At 73.1% G+C, this 22,202-nt stretch carries 17 protein-coding genes; 8 read left to right on the plus strand and 9 right to left on the minus strand.

Annotated elements, in window-relative coordinates; all coding sequences use genetic code 11:
* Positions 1 to 5 precede the first annotated feature (5 nt).
* Positions 6 to 992 carry a YihY/virulence factor BrkB family protein gene (locus ACIGXO_RS30990; RefSeq protein WP_399793467.1) on the plus strand — a complete coding sequence of 329 codons (987 nt, stop codon included), beginning with the start codon at positions 6 to 8 and terminating at the stop codon, positions 990 to 992.
* Positions 993 to 1,117: 125 nt separating this feature from the next.
* Here ACIGXO_RS30990 and ACIGXO_RS30995 read toward each other — a convergent pair whose 3' ends face one another.
* Positions 1,118 to 1,528 (minus strand): hypothetical protein, encoded by a 411-nt coding sequence (locus tag ACIGXO_RS30995; protein WP_399793469.1) that lies wholly within the window; start codon positions 1,526 to 1,528, stop codon positions 1,118 to 1,120.
* 139 nt (positions 1,529 to 1,667) lie between these two features.
* Between ACIGXO_RS30995 and ACIGXO_RS31000 the strand changes: the two genes are divergently transcribed.
* Complete coding sequence (locus ACIGXO_RS31000) at positions 1,668 to 6,062, plus strand: HAD-IC family P-type ATPase (RefSeq protein ID WP_399793471.1); 4,395 nt, start codon at positions 1,668 to 1,670, stop codon at positions 6,060 to 6,062.
* A gap of 16 nt (positions 6,063 to 6,078) precedes the next feature.
* Here the strand turns inward: ACIGXO_RS31000 and mdlC are convergent, their stop codons facing one another.
* The gene (gene mdlC / locus ACIGXO_RS31005; protein ID WP_399793473.1) at positions 6,079 to 7,671 is read right to left on the minus strand and encodes a benzoylformate decarboxylase; all 1,593 of its coding nucleotides are present in this window, start codon (positions 7,669 to 7,671) and stop codon (positions 6,079 to 6,081) included.
* A 200-nt stretch (positions 7,672 to 7,871) separates the two neighbouring features.
* Between mdlC and ACIGXO_RS31010 the strand changes: the two genes are divergently transcribed.
* Entirely contained in the window at positions 7,872 to 9,194 is a 1,323-nt protein-coding gene (locus tag ACIGXO_RS31010; RefSeq protein WP_399793475.1) for an MFS transporter, read from the plus strand.
* Here the strand turns inward: ACIGXO_RS31010 and ACIGXO_RS31015 are convergent.
* Positions 9,182 to 10,642 carry an aldehyde dehydrogenase family protein gene (locus tag ACIGXO_RS31015; RefSeq protein ID WP_399793477.1) on the minus strand — a complete coding sequence of 487 codons (1,461 nt, stop codon included), beginning with the start codon at positions 10,640 to 10,642 and terminating at the stop codon, positions 9,182 to 9,184. The two genes, ACIGXO_RS31010 and ACIGXO_RS31015, sit on opposite strands and share 13 nt — an antisense overlap.
* 192 nt (positions 10,643 to 10,834) lie before the next feature.
* Here ACIGXO_RS31015 and pstS point away from each other — a divergent pair, with 192 nt between their 5' ends.
* The 3 genes from pstS (at position 10,835) to ACIGXO_RS31030 (ending at position 15,047) form a co-directional block, all read left to right on the plus strand.
* Positions 10,835 to 11,995: a phosphate ABC transporter substrate-binding protein PstS gene (gene pstS / locus ACIGXO_RS31020; RefSeq protein ID WP_399793480.1), complete on the plus strand. Its 1,161-nt coding sequence runs from the start codon at positions 10,835 to 10,837 to the stop codon at positions 11,993 to 11,995.
* A 457-nt stretch (positions 11,996 to 12,452) separates the two neighbouring features.
* Positions 12,453 to 14,003: an APC family permease gene (locus tag ACIGXO_RS31025; RefSeq protein WP_399793482.1), complete on the plus strand. Its 1,551-nt coding sequence runs from the start codon at positions 12,453 to 12,455 to the stop codon at positions 14,001 to 14,003.
* 132 nt (positions 14,004 to 14,135) lie between these two features.
* Positions 14,136 to 15,047 carry an alpha/beta hydrolase fold domain-containing protein gene (locus ACIGXO_RS31030; protein WP_399793484.1) on the plus strand — a complete coding sequence of 304 codons (912 nt, stop codon included), beginning with the start codon at positions 14,136 to 14,138 and terminating at the stop codon, positions 15,045 to 15,047.
* Positions 15,048 to 15,068: 21 nt separating this feature from the next.
* On the opposite strand, the gene ACIGXO_RS31035 is transcribed toward ACIGXO_RS31030, so the two are convergent.
* The 3 genes from ACIGXO_RS31035 to ACIGXO_RS31045 form a co-directional block, all read right to left on the minus strand.
* Positions 15,069 to 16,190 carry an NADH:flavin oxidoreductase gene (locus tag ACIGXO_RS31035; RefSeq protein ID WP_399793486.1) on the minus strand — a complete coding sequence of 374 codons (1,122 nt, stop codon included), beginning with the start codon at positions 16,188 to 16,190 and terminating at the stop codon, positions 15,069 to 15,071.
* Between the two features lie 171 nt (positions 16,191 to 16,361).
* The gene (locus ACIGXO_RS31040) at positions 16,362 to 16,946 is read right to left on the minus strand and encodes a nucleosidase (RefSeq protein WP_399793488.1); all 585 of its coding nucleotides are present in this window, start codon (positions 16,944 to 16,946) and stop codon (positions 16,362 to 16,364) included.
* Positions 16,947 to 16,989: 43 nt separating this feature from the next.
* Positions 16,990 to 17,541: a helix-turn-helix domain-containing protein gene (locus ACIGXO_RS31045; RefSeq protein ID WP_399793490.1), complete on the minus strand. Its 552-nt coding sequence runs from the start codon at positions 17,539 to 17,541 to the stop codon at positions 16,990 to 16,992.
* A 155-nt stretch (positions 17,542 to 17,696) separates the two neighbouring features.
* On the opposite strand from ACIGXO_RS31045, the gene ACIGXO_RS31050 reads away from it, so the two are divergent.
* Positions 17,697 to 18,941: a benzoate/H(+) symporter BenE family transporter gene (locus tag ACIGXO_RS31050; RefSeq protein WP_399793492.1), complete on the plus strand. Its 1,245-nt coding sequence runs from the start codon at positions 17,697 to 17,699 to the stop codon at positions 18,939 to 18,941.
* Positions 18,942 to 18,981: 40 nt separating this feature from the next.
* Here ACIGXO_RS31050 and ACIGXO_RS31055 read toward each other — a convergent pair whose 3' ends face one another.
* The gene (locus tag ACIGXO_RS31055) at positions 18,982 to 19,650 is read right to left on the minus strand and encodes a GPP34 family phosphoprotein (RefSeq protein WP_399793495.1); all 669 of its coding nucleotides are present in this window, start codon (positions 19,648 to 19,650) and stop codon (positions 18,982 to 18,984) included.
* Between the two features lie 49 nt (positions 19,651 to 19,699).
* A complete protein-coding gene (locus tag ACIGXO_RS31060) occupies positions 19,700 to 20,281 on the minus strand; it encodes a helix-turn-helix domain-containing protein (RefSeq protein ID WP_399793497.1) in 582 nt (193 codons plus the stop codon).
* On the opposite strand from ACIGXO_RS31060, the gene ACIGXO_RS31065 reads away from it, so the two are divergent.
* Positions 20,280 to 20,819, plus strand: coding sequence for a GNAT family N-acetyltransferase (locus ACIGXO_RS31065; protein ID WP_399793499.1), 540 nt, complete (start codon positions 20,280 to 20,282; stop codon positions 20,817 to 20,819). The two genes, ACIGXO_RS31060 and ACIGXO_RS31065, sit on opposite strands and share 2 nt — an antisense overlap.
* Here the strand turns inward: ACIGXO_RS31065 and ACIGXO_RS31070 are convergent.
* Entirely contained in the window at positions 20,800 to 22,152 is a 1,353-nt protein-coding gene (locus tag ACIGXO_RS31070) for an MFS transporter (protein ID WP_399793502.1), read from the minus strand. The genes ACIGXO_RS31065 and ACIGXO_RS31070 overlap by 20 nt on opposite strands.
* Positions 22,153 to 22,202: the final 50 nt, after the last annotated feature.

Genomic DNA, 22,202 nt, shown 5'->3' on the forward strand with positions numbered 1-22,202 from the left:
TACCCATGCGAGGGCATCAGCGGGACGTGAACGACGACGGTGGCGGCGGCGGAGCGAGCGCCGGTGGCCAGCACCGGGCCCCCAAGGGCCCGGGCGACCTGCCCAAGGCATCGTGGACGGAGGTGCTGAAGCGCACCGCGAAGGAGTTCAAGAAGGACAACCTCACCGACCTGGCCGCCGCGCTGACCTACTACGGCGTGCTCGCGATCTTCCCGGCCGTGCTGGCCCTGGTCTCGATCCTGGGCCTGATGGGCAGCGGGACGCTCCAGCCGATGATCGACAACGTCGGCAAGTTCGCGCCGGGCGCCGCCCGTGACGTCATCACCAGCATGCTCAAACAGATGCAGGGCAGCGGCGGCAAGGCCGGCATCGCCCTGGTCATCGGCATTGTCGTCGCGCTGTGGTCGGCCTCCGGATACATCGCGGCCTTCATGCGCGCCTCCAACGCCGTGTACGACATCGGCGAGGGCCGGCCGGCGTGGAAGATCCTGCCGACCCGCTTTCTCATCACCCTGGTGACCGTTGTGCTGCTCGCGCTCATCAGCGTGGCCGTGGTGTTCACCGGCTCGCTCGCGCAGAAGGCGGGGGACGTCATCGGGCTCGGCAGTACCGCCATCACGGTGTGGAACATCGCCAAGTGGCCCGTGATGCTGATCCTGGTGAGCTTCATCATCGCGCTGCTGTACTGGGCGGCGCCCAACGTCAAGCGCAGGTTCCGCTGGGTCACGCCCGGCAGCCTGCTCGCCGTGCTGCTCTGGCTGGTCGTCTCGGCGCTCTTCGCCCTCTACGTCGCCAACTTCAGCAACTACAACAAGACGTACGGCAGCCTGGCCGGGATCATCATCTTCCTGGTCTGGCTGTGGATCTCCAACCTCGCCATCCTGCTGGGGCTGGAGTTCAACGCCGAAATGGAGCGGAGCCGCGCCCTGGAATCCGGGCATCCGCGGGACGAGGAGCCGTACGTCGAACCGCGCGACACCCGGAAACTCTGAGCGAACCCCCACTACGCACCCGGCGGAGGACCACCTCCGCCGACGTGCGGTGCCGGGCCCGGCTCCTCGCGGAACCGGGCCCGGCACCGTTTCTCCGGCGGCTCTCCTCCTCCCCTTACGCGCGGTCAGTCCTTCTTCTTGGCGGCCTGCGTGGCCTGCTCATCGCCGTCGGCGCTCGCCGGTTCCTGCTGTGCGGCCGGTTCCTGCCGCCCCGAGCGCCGCAACAGGACAGTCGCGCCGCCGACGGCCAGCGCCACCGGCCACTCCAGCGCCCCGGCGACCGCCAGTGCGCCCAGCCCGCCGTAGTACAGGAGTTCCCTGGTAGGCGGCATGGGCGGCAGCCAGTCGCCGGCCGTCCGCGCGTTGTTCACCATGTCCCCCGGCGTGAAATAGGGGACGTGGAGCGGCGCGCGGACATCGAGGGTGTGCACGCTCAGGCCCTGCTTACTGCGGTGGATGTGCGTGTCCTCGGTGGTGTCCGGCTGGGGCGTCCGCTTCGCGGCGGATTTCCGCGTGCTTTCGGCTGTACTGGGCATCCCAACTCCTCGTTTGGCCCGAGTACGGTGTGCTGTGCGTACTCCATTCTGGCGCGTCCGAGGACGCGTCGGGGCATCGGAACGAAGCGGGCGGGCACCGGCTTCGGGGGGCCGGATGCAGGGAGACGGGTGGCGGACGGTGAATGTTCCGGGGATCGGCATCGTGCACACGGTGGCGCGGACCACGGCGAGCGCACTCGGCTCGCAGGCGCGGCCACGTATACGCATCATCGGCGAACAGGCGCACATCGCGGTGCGCGGACTGCGGGACGCCGAGGAGGCGACGGCAGCGGCGGTGACCGCTGCCGTCGAGCGGCGCCTCGCGGAGCTGCCCGCCGTACGGTGGGCAGCGGTCAACGCCGTGCTCGGGCACGCGGTGGTCGCCCTGGACGGCTCACCGGAGCTCGTCGAGACGGCGCAGGCGCTGACCGAAGCGGTCGAGGCGGTGGAGGAGGAGCACGGGCTGACCGGCCCGCTGCCCGAACACCCCCTCGCGCCCAGCGACATCCGGCGCGCCGCGCTCTCCCTCGCCCTGCAGGCGGCGGCCGTCCCGGTCGCCACCGCCGTCCGACTCTCCCGGCGCACCCCGCTGCCGGTCGCCCTCTCCGCGGTGGCCACCATCGTCGACACCCAGCCGGCGCTGCGCCGCAGGGCGACGGCCGTGCTGGGCGCCGCCAACGTGGACGTGGCGCTCGCCGGCCTGAGCGCGCTCGCCCACGCCGGCACCGGCGGTCTCCCCGGCCTCGGCGTGGACGCCGTCCGGCACGCCCTGCGGCTGGCCGAGACCGTCGCCCACCGCGACGCCTGGGAAACCGCGGCGCCGCGCGTCGCCGAGAGCGAGGAGCACGCCCGCGCCGCCGCGGTGACCGGCACGGAGCGCGAGGTGCCGCTGCGCGAGGGCCCGGTCGAGCGGTACGCGCGCCGGGCCGGGTGGGTGGCCGGTACTGTCTTCGCCGGCACCCTCGCGGTCACCCGCAGGCCGGTACCCGCGGCGAGCGCGGCCCTGGCCACCGTGCCCAAACCGCCCTGGGCGGCCCGCGAGGCGTTCGCCGGCATCCTGGGCCGCGGCCTGTCCCTGCGCGGCACCCTCGTCGCCGACCCCGGCGCGCTGCGCCGGCTGGACCGCGTCGGCACCGTCGTACTGGACACCGAGGCCCTGCTGACCGGCAATCACCTGCTGGCCGACCTGGCCGCGCTGGACCCGGAGCGCTCCTCCGGCGAGCTCGCCGCGACCGCGCACCGGCTCTTCGACGGGCGGCACCCCAGGGCGACGCACGAGGAGGACGGCTGGACACTGGCGCCGCTGGAGGAGCCGAGGAGCGGGGCGGAGGCGGACGCGGCGGCCCGGCTGCGCGACGACGTGCTGGTGCTGACCCGCGAGGGGCAGACCTGCGCGCTGGCCGCCGTGGTGCCCGAACTGCACGAAATCGCCGAGGGGCTGGTCGCCGCGGGCCGCAGGTCCGGGCTCACCGTCCTGGTGGCGGGCGCCCACGCGGACCACGTCGCCCTCTCCGACGCGCACGGCACGGTGCCCGGCGGCGACGAGCTGGCCGCCGCCGTCCGCGACGCGCAACGCGACGGCAGGGGAGTGCTGCTGATCTCCCGGAACCGGGCCGCGCTCGCCGCCGCCGACGTCGGCGCGGGCGTCATCGGCCCGGACGGCGTCCTGCCCTGGGGAGCCGACCTGTACCTGGGCGACGACCTCGCGCAGGCGACGGTGCTGGTCGCGGCGTGCGGCGCCGCCCGGCCCGTCTCGCAGCGCGGCGTACGGCTCGCCCAGGCGGCGGCCGTGGTCGGCGCGGTGGCGACGCTGGCGGGCCGCCGCAGGCGCGGCCAGGCCGCGCGCAGCCTGCTCGCCGTCAACGTGGCCGCCACGCTGGGCATGGCACAGGGCGTGTGGGCGGCGGCACAGACGCTGCGCGTCAACGGCGCCCCGATACCGGCGCGCCGCCCCTGGCACGCGATGACCCCGGACACCGTGCTGGAGCTGACCGGCGGCACCGAAAGCGGCCTGAGTACCCGTCAGGCCCGCAGCCGCACCAGGACGGTCGGGGACGGAGTCCAGCAGCCCTCGCTGATCCGGGCGGTCGCCACCGAGACCGCCAACCCGCTCACCCCCGTGCTCCTCGGCGGCGCCGCGCTGTCGGCCGGCGTCGGCGCCCTGCTGGACGCCTACATCATCATCGGCGTCACCCTGCTCTCCGGCTGCATCGGCGGCGTCCAGCGCCACCTGGCCGACCGGGCCGTGGCCGAGCTCCACCGCCGCTCCGCCGTCATGGCCAACGCGGTGCGCGACGGCGAGGAGCGCCGGCTGCCCTCCGAAGAGCTCGTCGCGGGCGACGTGGTCGCGCTGGCCGCCGGCGACGTCGTACCGGCCGACTGCCGGCTGCTCACCGCCCGCGGCCTGGAGGCGGACGAGTCGGCGCTGACCGGCGAGTCGCTGCCGGTGGCCAAGGACGTCGCGCCCGTGCTCGCCTCGGAGGTGGCCGACCGTACGTCCATGGCGTACGAGGGGACCACCGTGGCGGCCGGGCGGGCGCGCGCCGTGGTCGTCGCGACCGGCGCCGCCACCGAAGCGGGCCGCGGCGCGCAGGCCGGGCGGGGCGCGGCCGCCCCGGTCGGCGTGGAACGCCGCCTCGCGCAGATCACCCGCACCACGCTGCCCGTGGCGCTCGGCGCGGCCGGCACCCTGATGGCCGTCGGCCTGCTGCGCGGCCGCCCCGCCCGGGAGACGGTCGGCGCGGGCGTCGGCCTCGCGGTGGCCAGCGTCCCCGAAGGGCTGCCCTTCCTGGTGTCGGCCGCCCAACTCGCCGCGGCGCGAAGGCTGTCGGCGCAGGGCGTGCTCGTCCGCGACCCCCGGACCATCGAGGCGGTCGGCCGCACCGACGTGCTCTGCTTCGACAAGACCGGCACCCTCACCCATGGGCGGATGGCCCTCACCGCCGTGTCGGCGGCCGGCCGCAGCCTCACGCTGGAACGCCTGGGCGCCGAGCAGCAGGACGTACTGGCGGCCGGGCTGCGCGCCACGCCCCGGCGGCGCCGCAAGCAGCCGCTCGCCCATGTCACCGACAACGCGGTGGTCACCGGCGCCGAGGAGGCCGGCGTGCACCGCACCCGCTCGGCCCCCGGCTGGAAGCGCACCGCGTACCTGCCGTTCGAGCCCAGCCGCGGCTTCCACGCCGCGGTCGGCCGCAGCGGCAAGGAGTGGGTGCTGTCGGTCAAGGGCGCGCCGGAGGAGGTGATCCAGCGCTGCACCACCCAGGAGGGGCGGCAGCTGGACCGCGCCGACCTCGAGGAGATCCTCGCCGAGGGCGAGAAGCTGGCCGCCGAGGGACACCGCGTCCTCGCGGTCGCCGAGCGCCGCACCCGCAAGGACCCGACCACCGAGAGCAAGCTCGCCGACGAAGCCGTCGGCAAGCTCGGCTTCCTCGGCTTCCTCGCCTTCTCCGACCAGGTGCGGAGCACCGCCGGCGACTCCGTGCGGGAACTCTCGGACGCGGGCGTGCACATCGTCATGATCACCGGCGACCACCCGCAGACCGCCGAGTCCATCGCCAAGGAACTGGGACTCATCAACGGCCACCGCGTCGTCACCGGTGCCGAACTGGACTCGATGGACGACGCGGCCCTGGACAAGGCGCTGCCCAACGTCGGAGTCGTCGCCCGCGGCACGCCGGTGCACAAGGTACGCGTCGTCCAGGCGTTCCAACGGCTGGGCCGTACGGTCGCCATGACCGGCGACGGCGCCAATGACGCGCCCGCCATCCGGATCGCCGACGTCGGCATCGCGCTCGGCGGCCGGGGCACCCCCGCGGCACGCGCGGCCGCCGACCTGGTGGTCACCGACGACCGGCTGGAGACCATCCTCGCCGTGCTCATCGAGGGCCGCGCCATGTGGGCCTCGGTGCGCCAGGCGCTCGCCATGCTGGTCGGCGGCAACCTCGGCGAGATCGCCTTCACCGTCCTCGGCGCCACCGTCTCCGGCACCTCGCCCCTGACGGCACGTCAACTCCTGCTGGTCAACCTCTTCACCGACCTGCTCCCGGCCATCGCGCTCGCCGTCCGCCCGCCGCACCCCGACGCCGCCGACCGGCTGCTCCGCGAGGGCCCGGAGGCGTCACTGGGTACCGCGCTGACCGACGAGACCGCCCAGCGGGCGCTCGCCACGGCGGCCGGCGCCGCCGCCGGCTGGCTCGCGGCGCGCCTCACCGGCCGCCCGGCCCGCGCCCGTACGGTCGCGCTCGCCGCGCTGGTCGCCACCCAGCTCGGCCAGACCCTGCTGATCGGCGGCCAGGACCGGTCCGTCGTGGCCTCTGCCGTCGGCTCGATGGCGGCCCTCGCGGCCGTCGTCCAGACGCCGGGCCTCAGCCACTTCTTCGGCTGCACCCCGCTCGGGCCGGTCGCCTGGACGATCGCCCTGGGCGCGGCCGGCGCGGCGACGGCGGGCTCGCCGTTCCTGCCTCCGCTGATCAACCGCATGGAGGCGCTGGCGACGCGGAAGAAGGGAGAACCGGCCGTGGCTACGGCTCCGTGAGTCACGGCTCGGTGAGTCACGGCTCCGTGAGTTCGGTCGCCACCTCGATGACGGCGGGCCGGCCGCTGGCGAGTGCGTCCTTGAAGGCGCGCACGAAGTCCTCGCCGGTCCGCACGGCGCTCGCCGCGACCCCGTACCCCCTGGCGAGCTGGACGAAGTCGATGCCGGGCACGTCCATGCCCGGCGTCTCCCCGGAGTCCAGCACCGTGGAGAACCAGCGCAGCGCACCGTACGTACCGTTGTTGAGGATCACGATGATCACCGGGATGCCGTACCGGGCGGCCGTCCACAGCGCCGTGATGCCGTAGTTCGCCGACCCGTCACCGATCAGCCCGATCACCTGCCGTTCGGCGTGCGCCAGTTGCGCGCCGACGGCGGCGGGCAGCCCGAAGCCCAGCCCGCCGGAGGCCGGGAAGAAGTAACTGCCCGGCAGCGACAGGTCCAGCTGCGCCCAGAACGCGCCGGTCGTGGAGGTGGACTCCTTCACGTACACCGCGTCCCGGGGCGCGGTCGTGCGCAGCAGCGCGAACAGCTCCTCGGGATGCAGCCGGTCGCCGGACGCGGCGGCGGGCGCGCGCCGGAAGTCCGGCAGCGGCGGCAGGGCCGGGCGCCGCCCGCCGGTCACCGCGTCCGCCACCCGCGCCAGCGCGTCCCGCACCCCGCCGACCAGCGCCTCGCCCACCGGCGCCCGCGCGGCCTCGCCCGGGTCACTGGTGAGCTGGATCAGCCGCGCGCCCTCGGGCAGATACGCGCCGGGCACGAACTGGTGGTACCGGAATACCGGGGCCCCGGCGACCAGGATCACGTCGTGCCCGGCCAGCGCGTCGCTCACGCCCTGTACGGCGGCGGGCAGCACTCCACGGAAGGCGGGGTGCCGGGTGGGGAACGGGCAGCGGGACGCCGAGGGCGCGATCCACACCGGCGCGCTCAGCTTCTCCGCCAGCCGTACGGCGTCGGCGTTGGCCTCCTCGGCGTCGACCTCCGGGCCCAGCACCAGTACGGGATTCTCGGCCCCGTCCAGGGTCGCCACGAGCTCGTCGAGCTGCGCCCCGCTCAGCGAGCCGGCCGCCGCCGTCCGACGCACCGTCAGATGCCGGGCGCCCTCCGGCGCTTCTTGCGCCCAGTCGTCGTACGGCACCGACACGTACACCGGCCCCTTGGCGGGCAGGTTGGCCAGGTGGATCGCCTGGCTGAGCGCGCGCGGCACGTCCGCCGCGCAGGCCGGCTCGCAGGCCCACTTGACCAGCGGCTTCGGCAGCGCCGGCGCGTCCACGTTCGCCAGCATGACTTCCTGGCCGATCGTCGAGCGCACCTGCTGGCCCGCGGTGACCACCAACGGGCTGTGCGCGTACACGGAGTTGGCGAGCATGCCCATCGCATTGCCGGTACCGGCGGCCGCGTGCAGATTCACGAACGCGGCGCCGCCGCGCGCCTGCGCGTACCCGTCGGCCATCGCCAGCACGGCTCCCTCGTGCAGCCCGAGGACGTAACGGAAGTCGCTCGGCAGTCCGGCGAGGAACGGCAGCTCGTTCGAGCCCGGGTTGCCGAAGACCGTCGTCAGGCCGTGCGCCCGGAGCAGCTCGTATGTCGTGTCCCGCACGGTGGCCATCGGTTCTCCCTCTCCCAGGCTGGTGACCCGCCACACCGTAGGGAGGCGCCGGTCATCCGTCCAATGACCGCCTGACCATTGACAGTCGTCGGGTGCGGCCCGACACTCATGCCACTCGCTCGGTGAATGGGATTTCACCAGGCGAACAAAAGTAAGCAAGAGCCGAGTGTCGACCCGCCGCACAGACTCCAGGGACACCCATGACGCACACCTTCCGCACGGTCTTCCCGGTCCTGGCCCTGTGCTGGCTGGCCGTCTTCTTCGACGGCATGGACGTCAACATCTACGGCGCCGTCATGCCGCACATGCTCGACGACCCCGGCCTCGGCCTCACCCCCGCGAGCGCCGGCTCGATCGGCAGCTGGACCGCCTTCGGCATGTTCTTCGGCGCGCTCGCCGCCGGCAACGTCACCGACTGGCTCGGCCGCCGCCCCACCCTCGTGGCCAGCGTCGTGCTCTTCTCCCTCGGCTCCGCCGTCTGCGCCCTCGCCGGCGATCCGACGCTCTTCGGCGCGGGCCGGTTCCTCGCCGGCATCGGCCTCGGCGGCCTCACCCCGCTGGCCCTCGCCATGGTGCTGGAGTTCGCGCCGCCCGGCCGGGCCGCGCTCACCACCGGCCTGCTGATGTCCTCGTACCACGCGGGCGGCATGGCGGCGACCGGCATCGGGCTGGGCCTCGCGCCCGCGGCGGGCTGGCGCGCCGTGTTCTGGGCGGGCGTGCTGCCCGCCCTCATCGCCGTACCGCTGCTCCTGAAGTACCTGCCCGAGTCGCCCGGCGTGCTCCTCGCGCGCGGCGACCGCACCCGCGCCGACGCCGTCGCCGACCGGTACGGCCTGCCCCGGCCCACCCCCGTCCAGGCTCCGGCCGCCGGCGCCAAGGGCCGCCTCGCCGCCGTCCGCGCCCTCTTCGGCGCCGGGTCCCGCTGGGCCACCCTCCTGCTCTGGCTGGCCTCCTTCTGCGGCCTGGTGCTGGTGTACGGCATCTCCACCTGGCTGCCGCAGATGATGCGCGCCTCCGGCTACGGCCTCAGCTCCTCGGTGACCTTCCTGATGGTCATCAACGCGGGCGGCATCGCCGGCATGTTCGTCGCGGGCCGCGCCGCCGACCGCTTCGGCGCAGTGAGGATCTCCGCGCTCTGGTTCGCCCTCACCGCGGCCGGCGCGCTGCTCCTCAAGTCGCACCTGCCGCTCGGCGTCACCTACGCCGTCATCGCCCTCACCGGCGTCGTGCTCTTCAGCGCGCAGGTCATGGTCTACGCCGTCACCGACACCGTCTACCGGGACAGCGAACGCGCCGCGGGGCTCGGCATGGTCACCGGCGTCGGCCGGATGGGCGCCGCCTTCGGCCCCTGGCTGATCGGCGTCCTCGCCGCCACCGGCAGCCAGAGCATGGGCTTCACCGCCTTCGCCCTGGCCGGCCTCCTCGGCGCCACCGTCATCGCCCTCGTACCCCTGGCGCGCCGCATGGGCGCGCCAGGGGCGACGGAACGTCAGACACCCGTGCGGGCGCCTCAGAACGGGTAGTGCGCCTGCTGTGTCGCGACCGTCAGCCACCGGGTGCTGGAGAACGCCTCGATGCCCCAGCGGCCGCCGAACCGCCCGTACCCGGAGTCCTTGATGCCGCCGAACGGGGCCTGCGGCTCGTCGCCGACGGACTGGTCGTTGACGTGCACGATGCCGGTACGGATCCGGCGCGCGACGGCCAGCCCGTGCGTGGCGTTCTCGGTGAGGACGCCGCAGGTCAGGCCGTTCTCCGTGTCGTTGGCCAGGGCGATGGCCGCGTCGTCGTCGGCGAACGTCTCGATGACGCAGACCGGCCCGAACGCCTCGCCGTAGTAGAGGTCCATGTCCTTGGTGACGCCGGTCAGCACGGTCGCCGGGTGCACCGCGCCCTCCGGCGCACCGCCCCCGGTCAGTACCGTGGCGCCCTTGTCCACCGCGTCCCGCACCAGCGCCGCGACGCGCTCCGCGGCGGCCGTGCTGACCAGCGGCCCGACGACGGTGTCCGGCTCGCGCGGGTCGCCGGCCGGCAGCGCCGCGACCTTCGCGGTGAACTTCCGCGTGAACTCCTCCGCCAGGCTCTCGTGCACCAGGATCCGGTCGCCCGACATGCAGATCTGACCCGCGTTCATGAACACCCCAAAGGTGACCGCGTCGACCGCGTAGTCCACGTCCGCGTCGTCCAGCACAAGGATCGCGTTCTTGCCGCCCAGCTCCAGCACGGCGGGCTTGAGGTGCCTGGCCGCGTGGGTGCCGATGATCCGGCCGACGCCGGTCGAGCCGGTGAAGTTGACGGCCCGTACGCGCGCGTCGGCGATCAGCGTCTCGGCGACGGCGGCCGCGTCCTCGGGGGCGTTGGTGACCACGTTCAGTACGCCGTCCGGGAGCCCCGCCTCGCGCAGTACGTCGGCGACGAACAGCCCGCAGGCCAGCGGCGCGTCCTCGCTCGGCTTGACCACGACGGTGTTGCCCGCGGCGAGCGGCGCGGCGACGGCGCGCACCCCGAGGATCAGCGGCGCGTTCCAGGGCGCGAACGCCCCGACGACACCCAGCGGTTCGCGTACCGCCATGCCCAGCGCGCCGCTCTCCTGCGTGCTGAGCACCTCGCCGCGCGGCGCGGTGATCGCGGCGGCCGCCTCGCGCAGCACGTTGGCGGCGAGCGCGACGTTGAAGTGCGCCCACGGCGCCGTACCGCCGACCTCATGGGCCATCAGCTCGACGGCCTGCTCGCCCTTGGCGTCGAGCAGGTCGGCGGCCTTGAGGAAGATGGCCCGGCGGGCGAACGGGGCGAGCGCGGCCCACGCGGGGAAGGCCGCGTCCGCGGCGTCCACGGCCCGCGTGATGTCCTCGGGCCCGCCGGCGGCGACGGTCGCGTACACCTCACCGGTGAAGGGGCTGATGTCCTCGGTGGTACGTCCGGAGGCGGCGGGCACGTCCTTGCCGCCGATGAAAAGTTCGCGGGTGGTGGCCATGGGGCCCATGATGCCAGGGCGCCTCGGGGGAGCCGTCGGGGGTGGCGTGCGGGTGAAGCCCCCGCCGTTCCCCGCGGACCCACGTCACGCCCGGGTACAGAAGTCCATGCGCGCCCTCGTGATCAATGGCGCCCTGGGACTCCTTTCTGACCCCTGACCTCTGAGACCCCGAAGCTCAAGGAGTAGTCGACCGTGACATCACAGCGTCCCCGGGGCCCGCGTGCCCTGGCCGCCGCGCTGGCGGCACTTTCGGGCGTACTGGCCCTCGCGTCCTGCGGCTCGGACGATTCCCCGGAGTCCGGCGGATCGTCCAGCGCGACGTCCGCGTCCGCTTCCGGCTCCGGCAGCGCGGCCCCGGGCGGCGCGGTGAAGTGCGGCAAGGCGGCCACGCTGCGGGCCTCCGGCTCGACCGCGCAGCAGAACGCCATGCGGTTCTGGATCAGGAACTATCAGAAAGCCTGCGACGGCACCCGGATCCAGTACGAGGGGTCCGGCTCCGGCGCGGGTCAGAAGGACTTCCTGGCGGGCCGTACCGCCTTCGCAGGTTCCGACTCCGCGCTGTCGAAGTCACAGCGGGAGGGGGCAGGGAAGGCGTGTGCGGACGGCGGCCGCCCCGTCCACCTGCCCATGCTCGGTGGCCCGATCGCCCTCGCCTACAACCTGCCGGGCGTCAAGAAGCTGGTACTGGACGCCCCCACCGTCGCCCGGATCTTCGACGGCAAGATCACCAAGTGGAACGATCCGGCGATCACGAAGCTGAACCCCAAGGCGAAGCTGCCCGCGACCGCCGTCAAGGCGGTGCACCGCTCCGACGACTCCGGCACGACCGACAACTTCACCGCGTACCTGCACGCCGCCACCCCGGACGACTGGCCGCACCCGCACAGCCAGAAGTGGCCCGCCAAGGGCGGTGACTCCGCCACCGGCTCCGACGGCCTGGCCGGCAAGGTGAAGCAGGCCGAGGGCGCCATCGGCTACGTCGAGCTCGCCCACGCGATCGGCAAGAACCTCCCCACGGCCTCGCTCGACACCGGCGCCTCGGCCCCGGTCGACCCCACCGTCGTCAACGCCTCGAAGGCGCTGTCCGGCGCGAAGGCCGCCGGCTCGGACGGCGACCTGGTCCTCGACCTCGACTACCGGCACAAGACCGCCGGCGCCTACCCGATCGGCATGGTCACGTACGAGATCGTCTGCGACAAGGGCAACAAGGCGAAGACCTGGCCCGCCACCAAGTCGTTCCTTCTCTACGCCGCCGGCATGCAGGGCCAGCAGGACCTCTCCTTCCAGGGCTACGCCACGCTCCCGGCGAAGGTGATGGACAAGGTGCGGAGCAAGATCAACAACATCTCCTGACCCGCCCGTCATGGTTGTCCCCGGGAGATGCCCCTGACCTGCGGAATTCCTCACAGCGGCCGCTCTGCGGTTCCCGTAGTACGCAGTCGACAGTTGTGCACTCCCTGGCTGAAGCCGCCGTTGACCTGTGCATCACAGGCGCGGCGGCTTTCGATGTCTCCCTTTCCAAGGTCCTAGTGCGACCGCAGCAGTGACAGCTGAAGAGCGGCTCTCGTGTCGATGCTGCGGAAAACGGCACCTGTTGACCCTTCAGGCGACGAATTCCGCACCCATGCATGCCTTGACGCTCCGGATCTCGTCGGGCTTCTATATGCGCCGGGAGCAGATCAAGCTCGCCGGCCGCCCCGTCACCCCGGACGGGGACCCGCCGGTCAGCTCGCAAGCACGACCCAGCCGTCCACGGAGGCGATAAGGCTCCCGCCAGTACATGTCACACCCAGTCGATCGGAACCGCTCCATGACCGACATCCTCAGCCAGCCACCCACCGGTGACCGCACCGCGGTGACCACCGACGCCGCCGAAGCGCCGGGCCCGGACAGCCCGAAGACGCTGAAGCGCTCGATCGGCGTCGTCGGCGGCACCCTGCTGACCCTGTCCTGCGTCACCCCCGCCTCCACGCTCTTCGTAGTGGTGCCCGACCTCTTCGCCGACCTCGGGACCTTCACCGCCCTGACCATCGCGATCGGTTCCGTCCTCTGCATCGCGGTGGCGTTCTGCTATTCGGAGCTGGGCACCCTGATCCCCAGCGCCGGCGGCGAGTACGCCATGGTCTCGACGCTGACCGGGCGGCTGGCCGGCTGGCTGGTCTTCGTCCTCTCCTTGTTGGTTGTCATGATCGTGCCGCCCGTGATCGCCATGGGCACAGCGGACTACCTCGCCCCCGTGGTCCACATACCGGCCCCGATCGCCGGCGCCGCCGTGATGCTCCTGGCCACCCTCGCCGGCCTGCTGGACCTGCGCGCCAACGCCTGGATCACCGGCATCTTCCTGGTCCTCGAGGTCGTCGCCGCGGGCGTCGTGGCGGTACTGGGCTTCGCGCACGCCGAGCGGGGCGGCGCCGCCCTCCTGCACGGCACCGTCGCCGGCCCCACCGGCACCCCCGGCCCGGTCACCGCGCTGCTCATCGTCTCCGGCCTGGCCATCGCCCTCTTCGTCACCCAGGGCTTCTCCACCGCGGTCTACCTCTCCGAGGAGCTGGAGGACCCGCGCCGCAACGTCGCCCGCACCGTGCTGGCCACGCTGGCGATCTCCACCGCCGTCATCCTCGTCCCGGTCATCGCGATCACCCTCGGCGCCCCCAGCATCGAGGCCCTGACCTCGGGCGACATCAGCACCATGGTCACCGCGTGGAGCAATTCGGCGGTCGGCACCTTCGTCAGCCTCTGTGTCGCGCTGGCCATCATCAACGCCGGAATTGTCATGGTCATCCAGAATTCCCGCGTGCTCTTCGCCTCCGCCCGCGACAAGGCATGGCCCCGGCCGGTCAACGAGGGGCTGTCCCGCCTCGGCCGCTTCGGCTCCCCGTGGGTGGCGACCCTGGTCGTCGGCCTCCCCGGCGCGGCCCTGTGCTTCGTCAACCTCGACACGCTCTACGGCGTGACCGGCGTCTCCGTCACCGGCATGTACCTCCTCGTCGCCATCGCGGCGCTGGCGGCCCGGCGCGGCGCGCACAAGAAGATGGCCGCCTGGCGGATGCCGCTGTGGCCCGCGGTTCCGCTGCTGCTGATCGTGGTCCTCGTCTACATCCTCAGCCAGCAGGAGATGCAGTACCTGCTGTGGACCGGCGGCATCACGGCCGTGGCCACCGTCTACTGGGCTCTGTACCTCCGCCCCCGCCAGGACACCCACTGGCTGGTGACGCTGCCGGAGGACACGCTCCTGCCGGTGACCGGGGCCGAGGCCGAGGTTGAGATCGACGCCAAGGCCGACGTCGAGGTCAAGGTCGAGGTACAGGTCGACGCCGAGCCGGCCGGCATCCCCGCCCAGGCGACCGGAGAGAACCGCTGACGGCCGCCGGGACCCGCTGATGGTCGCCGGTACCCGCTGACGGTCGCCACCTCCTCCGTTTCCGATCGCGACTGCGTGGAACGCGTCTGGGAGTACTGCAGTCGTGGACGAGGAGGTGGCACCGTGCCCAGCTTGAGCAGCCGAGTCCTGTTGCTCGTCGCGTCGGCGCTGGGGCACCGGATGGGGTACCGCGACCTGGTGGAGGTGCGGCGGAAGGTCGAGCGGCAGCAGCGGCGGCCCGCCGCGTTCGGGCCGCCCAAGCGGCTGGACCGGCACTGCCGGGTGACCGCGCACTTCCGCCACGGGTGGCCCTGCTACGAGGTCGTCCCGCGGGACGGCGCCGTGCGCAGGCAGGTGCTGTACCTGCACGGCGGTGCCTACATCGAAGAGGTCGGCGACAACCACTGGAACCTGGTCGAGAAGCTGGCGACCAGTGGCGGCGCGCGAGTGGTCGTACCGGTCCACCCGCTGGCGCCGCGCGGCACGGCCTCCACCGTCGTCCCCGACCTCACCGCGCTGGCGGGCCGGCTCACCGCCGACGACACGCTCCCCACGGTGTTCATGGGCGACTCGGCCGGCGGCGGACTGTCCGTGACGCTGGCGCAGCGGCTGCGGGACACCGGCGGCACCCCGCCGGCCGAGCTGGTGCTGATCTCGCCCTGGCTCGACGCCGTACTGGACAACGCGAACATCGCGGACCTGCAGCCGCACGACCCCATGCTGGGGGTGGAGGCACTGCGCTACTGCGGCTCCCTGTGGGCCGGCGACCTGGACCTCGCCCACCCCTGGGTGAGCCCGGTCCGCGGCAGCCTGGCCGGTCTGCCGCGTACGACGGTGTTCGCCGGCACCCGTGACATCCTCACCGCCGACGCCCGCCGCTTCCGCGACCTGGCGACGGCCGAGGGCGTCGACGTGGACTTCAACGAGGCGCCGGGCCAGATCCACGTCTACCCGCTGTGGCCCACCACCGAGGGCCACCAGGCATGCCGCCACCTGCTCGCCTCGCTGCCCGATCCCGCCTTGTCACCGCTCGCCAAGCAGTGACGAGGCGGGGTGGGCGGGGGATTAGCTCAGCGTGCGCAGCATCGAGGCGTCGAACGGTACGAGCTCGTCGGTGCGGCCCTCGAAGATCTTCGCGGCCCACTCCGGGTCGCCGAGCAGCGCCCGGCCCACGGCGACCAGGTCGAACTCGTCGCGCTCCATCCGGTCCAGCAGCCGGTCGATGCCGGCCACACCGGCCTGCTTGCCCTGGAACGCCTGGAGGAACTCGTTGTCGAGGCCGACGGAGCCGACGGTGACGGTCGGCAGCCCGGAGAGCTTCTTGACCCAGCCGGCCAGGTTCAGGTCCGAGTCCTCGAACTCCGGCAGCCAGTAGCGGCGCGTCGAGGCGTGGAAGGCGCTCACGCCCGCGACGGTGAGCGGCGCCACGATCGCGTCCAGCTCCTCCGGGGTGTCGGCGAGGCGGGCCTCGTAGTTGCCCATCTTCCACTGGGACATCCGGAAGAGGATCGGGAAGTCGGGGGAGACCGCCGCGCGGCAGGCCGCCGCGATCTCGGCGGCGAAGCGGGTGCGGGCCACGGGGTCGCCGCCGTACGCGTCGGTGCGCCGGTTGGTGCCCGACCAGAGGAACTGGTCGATGAGGTAACCGTGCGCGCCGTGCAGCTCGATGCCGTCGAAGCCGATGCGCTCGGCCGCGCGGGCCGCTTCCGCGAAGGCCGCGATGACGTCGTCGAGGTCCTGCTGCGTCATGGCGTGCCCGGAGGGCGTGCCGTCGAGCGCGAGGCCGGACGGGCCGGACGGCGGGGCGTCCGGGAAGGGCGGCGCGCCTGCTTCCCGGGCCATGCCCACGTGCCACAGCTGCGGCATGATCGTGCCGCCCGCCGCGTGCACCGCCTCGACGACCTGCTGCCAGCCGCCGAGCGCGTTCTCGCCGTGGAAGCGGGGGACGGCGCCGCTGGTGCCGGCGGCCGGGTGGTCGACGTACGTGCCCTCGGTGATGATCAGGCCGACGCGACCGGCGGCACGGCGCGCGTAGTACTCCGCGACATCGGCGCCCGGGACGCCGCCCGGCGAGAACTCGCGGGTCATCGGCGCCATGGCGATGCGGTTGGGCACGGTCAGCCCGCCCAGGGAGAAGGGACGGGAGAGTACCTGCGCCGCGCGGGCGGCGGGGTCGCTGGAGGTCACGGGTGGTTCTCCTCAAGTCGTCATACGAGGGAGAACGCCGCCGGGAGGCGGACGTTCCGACTGTTCGGAACGCCCGCCACCAGCATGGTCATCCGTAATTCACTGTCGCCTGCGCCACAGTGTGCTGTGTACACCTGGCTGTCACGGCTATGGATCAGGCGTGTCAGGCGCTCAGGAACCGACGGTGAGGTGCTCCGCCGCCCAGACGGCGAGCTCGCGGCCGCACTCCGCCACCGACTCCTGCCACGTCCGGGCCGCGCCGTCGCCCGCCTCGTCACTGACGTGCTTGACCAGGCGCACCGGCACGCCGGCCTGCTGCGCGGCGGCCGCGACCGCGTAGCCCTCCATGTCCACCAGCGCGGCCCGCGCCGCCAGGCGGTCCCGGGCGGCGTCGTCGGCGATGAAGGAGTCGCCGGTCGCCAGTACGGGCCCGCCCTCGTCCGCCAGGTCCAGCGGCGCGCCGTACATCTCGCCCGTCAGCGCGGCCAGCATCGCGCTGTCCAGGTCGTGCTGGATGACCGAGCCGATCACATGCGTACCCCGCAGGCCCGGGCGCAGCGCGCCCGCGGTGCCCAGGTTGACGATGCCCGAGGGGCGGGGGCCGCGCGCCAGCACGGTGGCGAGCGCGGTCGCCGCGTTGACCTTGCCGATGCCCGTCAGCAGGACCGGGAAGCCGGCGCCGAGGAACTGCGCCTCCTCCTTGACGGCGACCACGAGCAGCGGCCGGTCGGCGGTTATCTCTCCCAGGAGTTCCATGGAGGTCACGCTAACCTCACATGTTCCGGCGCCGGCTGTCGGGTCAGGGGGCCGACGTCGCCTGGGGGTAGCGGACGAACAGGATGGCGTGCACGTCGCCGTCCGGGGCGCTGTAGACGTGCGGGGCGTCGGCACGCCAGTGTGCGTACTCGCCCGGGCCCGCCGTCTGCGGTTCCGCCGGGTCGCCCACCACGGCCGTACCCGCCAGGACCATCAGGCTCTCGGTGGTGTCCGCGATGTGCGCGGCGGATTCCTGGACGCTGCCGGCGGCGATGCGGATGCGGAAGATGTCGGTGACGGCCGGCGGCTCCTCGAAGCGCTCGATGAGCACCGCGGTGACGGCGCTGCCCGAGACGCCGTCGGGCCGTGCCTCGAAAGCATGCCGCGGATGGTCGGAGAGCACCGCGCTGAGCGGACTGTTGAGCGCGGTGGTCAGCGCGTACAGCGTCTCCAGCGTGGGATTGCGCTGTCCGCCCTCCAGCTCCGAGAGCGTTCCCTTGCCCACGCCGGAGCGCCGGGCCAGCTCGGACAGGGACAGGCGTTGCTGCTGGCGGAGCTCCCGGAGCCGGCGCCCCACCTCGTCGTTCAGGCCCATGCCGCGCGCGTCCGTTCCCGTCTCTTGACCGTCATTGACGAGCGACCAGCCTACTCTCTACTGTTCCGCAAACGGAACGTTCCATAAACAGAACAAGCCGAGAACGGTTCCGGACCGGACAGAAGCAGAAACAGAACCTGGAAACGATGTCCCTGATGCTCGCTCGCATACGCGCCGCCGCCCCGCCCTCCGCGGTCGTCGCCGGACTGATCGCGGTGACCGTGGGCGTCACCAGCTCGGCCGCCCTCATCTTCACCGCCGCCAAGGCGGCCGGCGCGGACTCCCGCGAGATCTCCTCCTGGATGCTCGCCCTCAGCGTGGGCATGGTGTGCACCACCATCGGCCTGTCCGTGCGCTACAAGGCACCCGTGGTGACCGCCTGGTCGACGCCGGGCGCGGCCCTGCTGACCACGAGCCTGAGCGGCGTGTCGATGGCGCAGGCCGTGGGCGCTTTCCTGTTCTCCGCGCTGCTCATCCTCGCCAGCGGCGTGACGGGCTGGTTCGCCCGCGCCATGAGCCGCATCCCCGTGCCCATGGCGGCCGCGCTGCTCGCGGGGGTCCTGCTCCAGTTCGGTACCGGCCTCTTCACCACCATGCACAGCAGCTTCGCCGTGGCCTTCCCGATGTTCGTCGCATACCTGCTCGGCCGCCGGCTGCTGCCCCGTTACGCCGTCCTGCTCGCCCTCGCCGCCGGCATCGTCGCCACGGTGTTCACCGGCGGCTGGCACGCGGAGCGCGTGCGGCTCTCCGTGGCCACGCCCGTGTGGGTCACCCCGGACGTCGACTGGAAGGTCCTGATCAGCGTCGGCGTCCCGCTCTTCGTGGTCACCATGGCCTCGCAGAACCTCCCCGGCGTCGCGGTGCTCCGGGGCGCGGGCTACGACGTACCGGTCTCGCCCCTGATGACCTGGACCGGCGCGGCGAACCTGCTGCTGGCGCCGTTCGGCGCGTACGGCCTCAACCTCGCGGCGATCACCGCGGCCATCTGCGCCGGCGAGGAGGCCCACCCCGACCGCCGCAAGCGCTACCTCGCCGCCGTCTGGGCCGGCATCTTCTACCTGTGCGTCGGCATCCTCGGCGCGACGGTGGCGTCCCTGCTCGACGCCATGCCGCACGCCCTCGTCCTCGGCATCGCCGGCATCGGCCTGCTCGCCACCATCACCAGCTCGCTGGCCACCGCACTCGCCGATACCGCGTCCCGCGAACCGGCCGTGGTCACCTTCCTCGCCACGGCCTCCGGCGTGACCCTGCTCGGCATCGGCTCCGCCTTCTGGGGCCTGCTGGCAGGCGCCCTCACGAGCCTGCTCCTCTCGGCGGGCCGCAAGCGCCGCAAGCCGGAAGCCCCCGCACCCGACGCCACCTCCACGTCCCGCCCGCCCCAGCTCAGTACCCGAACCTGAGCACACGCGTACTGAGCCCTGCCTGCGCACGCACGCGCGCTCAGGCACCGCCCCCGTTGGCAGCGGCCTTGTCCGAGTTGACCTGCTTGTGCACCGCCTGCGCGTACCACTGCTCGCGGACGAGCGGTTTCAGTTCGCGGCGCACCCGCCAGGGGACGCCGAGACGCGTCGCCAGATCCGTCGCCAGGGCGAGCCCCACCAGGACGCGGGAGCGGCGGTCGGGAACGCCGCGCTCCAGCGCGGCGTGGAAGGAGCCGAGCACCTGGCCGTGCAACCCGTGATCGCGGACGGGGTAACGCCGGTACGGGAAGAGGCCCAGGGCGCGCTGCTCGTCCAGCCGGATCGCGCCGCGGTCGACGAGGGCGTCCACGGCGAGCCGCTCCACCCGCTCCCCGTTCCGGCGGAGCCACCGCTGCAGGTGCTCGCCCCTGCCCTTCCCCGCGGAGCCGGGCGAGCCCGGGGAGCCGGCGGCGAGACCGTCGAGGAACTGATCGAGCAAGGGCTGCCCTGTTCGCAACGGGCGCGGAACGACGATTCTGCCCCGCTCCTCGGCCACGCTGCCGTACCCCTCCAGCTCGGCCAGAACCGCGGCCGCCAGGCCGTAACGGAGGTAACGGGGCTGGACGCGGAACCTGGAGCGCTCGGGGTGCAGCCCGAGGAGCAGCAGTTCTTCGGCCATCGTCAGCCCGGTGGCGGGAGGCGTCGTCATGGAGGGGAGGACGCGGTACCGACGATCACGGTTGCGGCGACAACGGTGATCAGGGGGCCTCGGAGCGGACGAGGACGACGGCGTAACGGCACTCTTCCGCGGTGTTGTTGGCGAAGGCGCGCGGGGCCGGGGCACCGAGCTCGATCGTGTCGCCCGCCGCCAGCTCGTGCGTCTCGTCCTCGTCGTGGAAGGTGAGCCGGCCGTCCAGTACCCAGACGATCTGCTGTACGAAGGCGAACGCCGCGGCCGGATACGGCACGTGCGCACCGGCGGGCAGCCGGATCTCGGCGATCTCCGCGGGGAACCGCGGCGAGGAGATCTGCCGGCGGCGGTACCCGGTGGCCGGGTCCCGCCACTCCGCGGGGTGAACGATCCCGCCGTGAGGGTTGTCGCCGTCCGTGGCCCCCTCCGCCATCGCGAGCAGCGACGAGACGCTGATCCGGAAGGCGCCGGACAGCTTGCCGAGGACGACGGCGGTCGGGCTGCTCTCGCCGCGCTCGATCCGGTGGATCATCGCGCGGGAGACGCCGGAGGCATCGGCCAGCTGCGCCAGGGTCCACCGGCGGCGTTCCCGCTCGGCACGGACCCGTGCCCCGATGCGCGCCACCAGAGGATCTACCATATTGGACATGGATCCAATATATGAGAAGGAGTCGGGGGCCGCGGTCGCTGTCGCGGAAGCCGCGACGGTGCGTCCGGCGTGCGCCGGTGACCTGGACGCCATTCTCGCCATTCGCAACGACGCGATCGAGAACTCGACCGCATTGTGGACGGACACGCTCCAGACGCCCGCCGAGGGCGCCGCCTGGCTCGCCGCCTTCCTGGACAAGGGCGCGGCATTCGTCGCCGAGCACGAGGGCGAGATCGTCGGCTTCGGGGTCTACGCGCCCTGGCGGCCGCTGGAGGGCTTCCGGTACTCGGCGGAGAACTCCGTCTACGTACGTACCGACCGGCACGGTCTGGGCGTCGGCTCCGCGCTCCTCGACGCACTCATCACCTCGGCGCGGGCGGCCGGCTACCACCTCATGATCGCCGACATCGAGTCCCGCAACACCGCCTCGATCCGCCTGCACGAACGGTTCGGCTTCCAGGACGTCGGCACCGTGCGCGAGGTCGGCATCAAGTTCGGCCGCTGGCTGGACCTGACGATCATGCGCCTCGCCCTCTGACGACCCCTCGGCCGCGGCGCAGTCCCCCCACCGCGGCGACGGCGAGACAGCCGCTGATCACGGCGATGGCGAGGCCGGCACGGTGCAGCCCGCCGTCGGTGGAGTGGCTGCCGATGAGCAGGGCGAGCATCGCGGCGGCGAGGTTGGCGCCGACGTACTGCGCGGTGCGGTACAGCCCGCCCGCCGCGCCCGCCTGGGCGGCCGGCGCCGCCTGGTAGACGGCGTTCTGGTTGGCCATCGAGTTGTAGCCGTTGGGGATGCCGAGCACCAGGCACAGCAGGACCAGCAGCCATACCGGGGAGGAGCCGGTGGGCAGGGTCAGCAGCAGCCCGCCCGCCGCGAGCACCACCGAACCGATCAGCAGCAGCGGGCCGGGCCCGCGCCGCTTCTGCACCCGGGTGGCGGTGAGCGTGGAGACGATGCCCATCAGGGCCAGCGGCAGCATCACCAGCCCGGCCCCCGAGGCGCCCAGGTCCCGGGACTCCTCCAGCCACTGCGGCAGGCCGTAGAAGATGCCGTAATACGCGGTGTACGTCGCGATCGTCCGTACGTACGTGAAGGACAGCGCGCGGTTCGAGAGCAGCCGCAAATCCAGGAACGGCACCGGGGCCCGCAGCGAGCGCCACACCGTGCACAGCCCGGCGGCCGCCGCGCCGCCCAGCGCCCACCAGTACGGCGTCCGCGCGAGCGACAGCAGCCAGTACATCAGCAGGCCCATGGCCGCCACGAAGAGCAGCATCCCGGGGAGGTCCAGCTCCGCGACGGTCCGGCGCAGCGCACTGCCCTCGCGTGCGGGGTCGGTGGGGGCCCACAGCAGGATGGCGGCCGCGCCGATCACCGTCAGCGGCACATTGGCCCAGAAGATGCCGGACCAGCCGAAGCCGCCGACCAGTACGCCGCCCAGCGTCGGGCCGAGGGCGACCATGACCTGGGAGCAGACGGTGAGCGCCGCCAGCGCGTTGTGCGAGTCGGCCCGCATCCGGTCGGCGGCGCGGCGCACCATGGCGAGCCCGCACGGGTACTGCGCGGCGGTGCCGATGCCGATGACGACGCGGCAGGCGACCAGCGCGCCGACGGACGGGGCGAAGGGGGCGGCGAGCGAGGCCAGCGCGACCAGGGCCAGCCCGGCGAGCGACACCTTGCGCGGGCCGAGCGTGTCGGCCAGCCGCCCGGCGGCGGGCGCGGCCACGGCGGTGGCGAGATAGAGGCCGGAGACCAGCCAGGCGGTGGCGGGGCCGGCACCGAAGTGCTCCTGGATGCCGACCAGGGCGACCGCGATCATCGAGGAGTTCAGCGGCTGCAGGATCGTGCCGAAGGCGATAGGGCCGACCATGCGCTGCGGCAGCTGGGGCCGGGCCCGATGAGGCGGTGCGGCACTCGGCT

This window comes from Streptomyces sp. NPDC053542 (assembly GCF_044544685.1).
Lineage (GTDB): Bacteria > Actinomycetota > Actinomycetes > Streptomycetales > Streptomycetaceae > Streptomyces.

Excerpts from the sequence above, each read along its gene's own strand:
- ACIGXO_RS30990 (WP_399793467.1), top strand. The coding sequence starts at position 6 with ATGCGAGGGCATCAGCGGGACGTGAACGACGACGGTGGCGGCGGCGGA.
- ACIGXO_RS30995 (WP_399793469.1), bottom strand. The coding sequence starts at position 1,528 with ATGCCCAGTACAGCCGAAAGCACGCGGAAATCCGCCGCGAAGCGGACG.
- mdlC (WP_399793473.1), bottom strand. The coding sequence starts at position 7,671 with ATGGCCACCGTGCGGGACACGACATACGAGCTGCTCCGGGCGCACGGC.
- ACIGXO_RS31010 (WP_399793475.1), top strand. The coding sequence starts at position 7,872 with ATGACGCACACCTTCCGCACGGTCTTCCCGGTCCTGGCCCTGTGCTGG.
- ACIGXO_RS31015 (WP_399793477.1), bottom strand. The coding sequence starts at position 10,642 with ATGGCCACCACCCGCGAACTTTTCATCGGCGGCAAGGACGTGCCCGCC.
- ACIGXO_RS31025 (WP_399793482.1), top strand. The coding sequence starts at position 12,453 with ATGACCGACATCCTCAGCCAGCCACCCACCGGTGACCGCACCGCGGTG.
- ACIGXO_RS31040 (WP_399793488.1), bottom strand. The coding sequence starts at position 16,946 with ATGGAACTCCTGGGAGAGATAACCGCCGACCGGCCGCTGCTCGTGGTC.
- ACIGXO_RS31045 (WP_399793490.1), bottom strand. The coding sequence starts at position 17,541 with ATGGGCCTGAACGACGAGGTGGGGCGCCGGCTCCGGGAGCTCCGCCAG.
- ACIGXO_RS31050 (WP_399793492.1), top strand. The coding sequence starts at position 17,697 with ATGCTCGCTCGCATACGCGCCGCCGCCCCGCCCTCCGCGGTCGTCGCC.
- ACIGXO_RS31055 (WP_399793495.1), bottom strand. The coding sequence starts at position 19,650 with ATGACGACGCCTCCCGCCACCGGGCTGACGATGGCCGAAGAACTGCTG.
- ACIGXO_RS31065 (WP_399793499.1), top strand. The coding sequence starts at position 20,280 with ATGGATCCAATATATGAGAAGGAGTCGGGGGCCGCGGTCGCTGTCGCG.
- ACIGXO_RS31060 (WP_399793497.1), bottom strand. The coding sequence starts at position 20,281 with ATGTCCAATATGGTAGATCCTCTGGTGGCGCGCATCGGGGCACGGGTC.
- ACIGXO_RS31070 (WP_399793502.1), bottom strand. The coding sequence starts at position 22,152 with ATGGTCGGCCCTATCGCCTTCGGCACGATCCTGCAGCCGCTGAACTCC.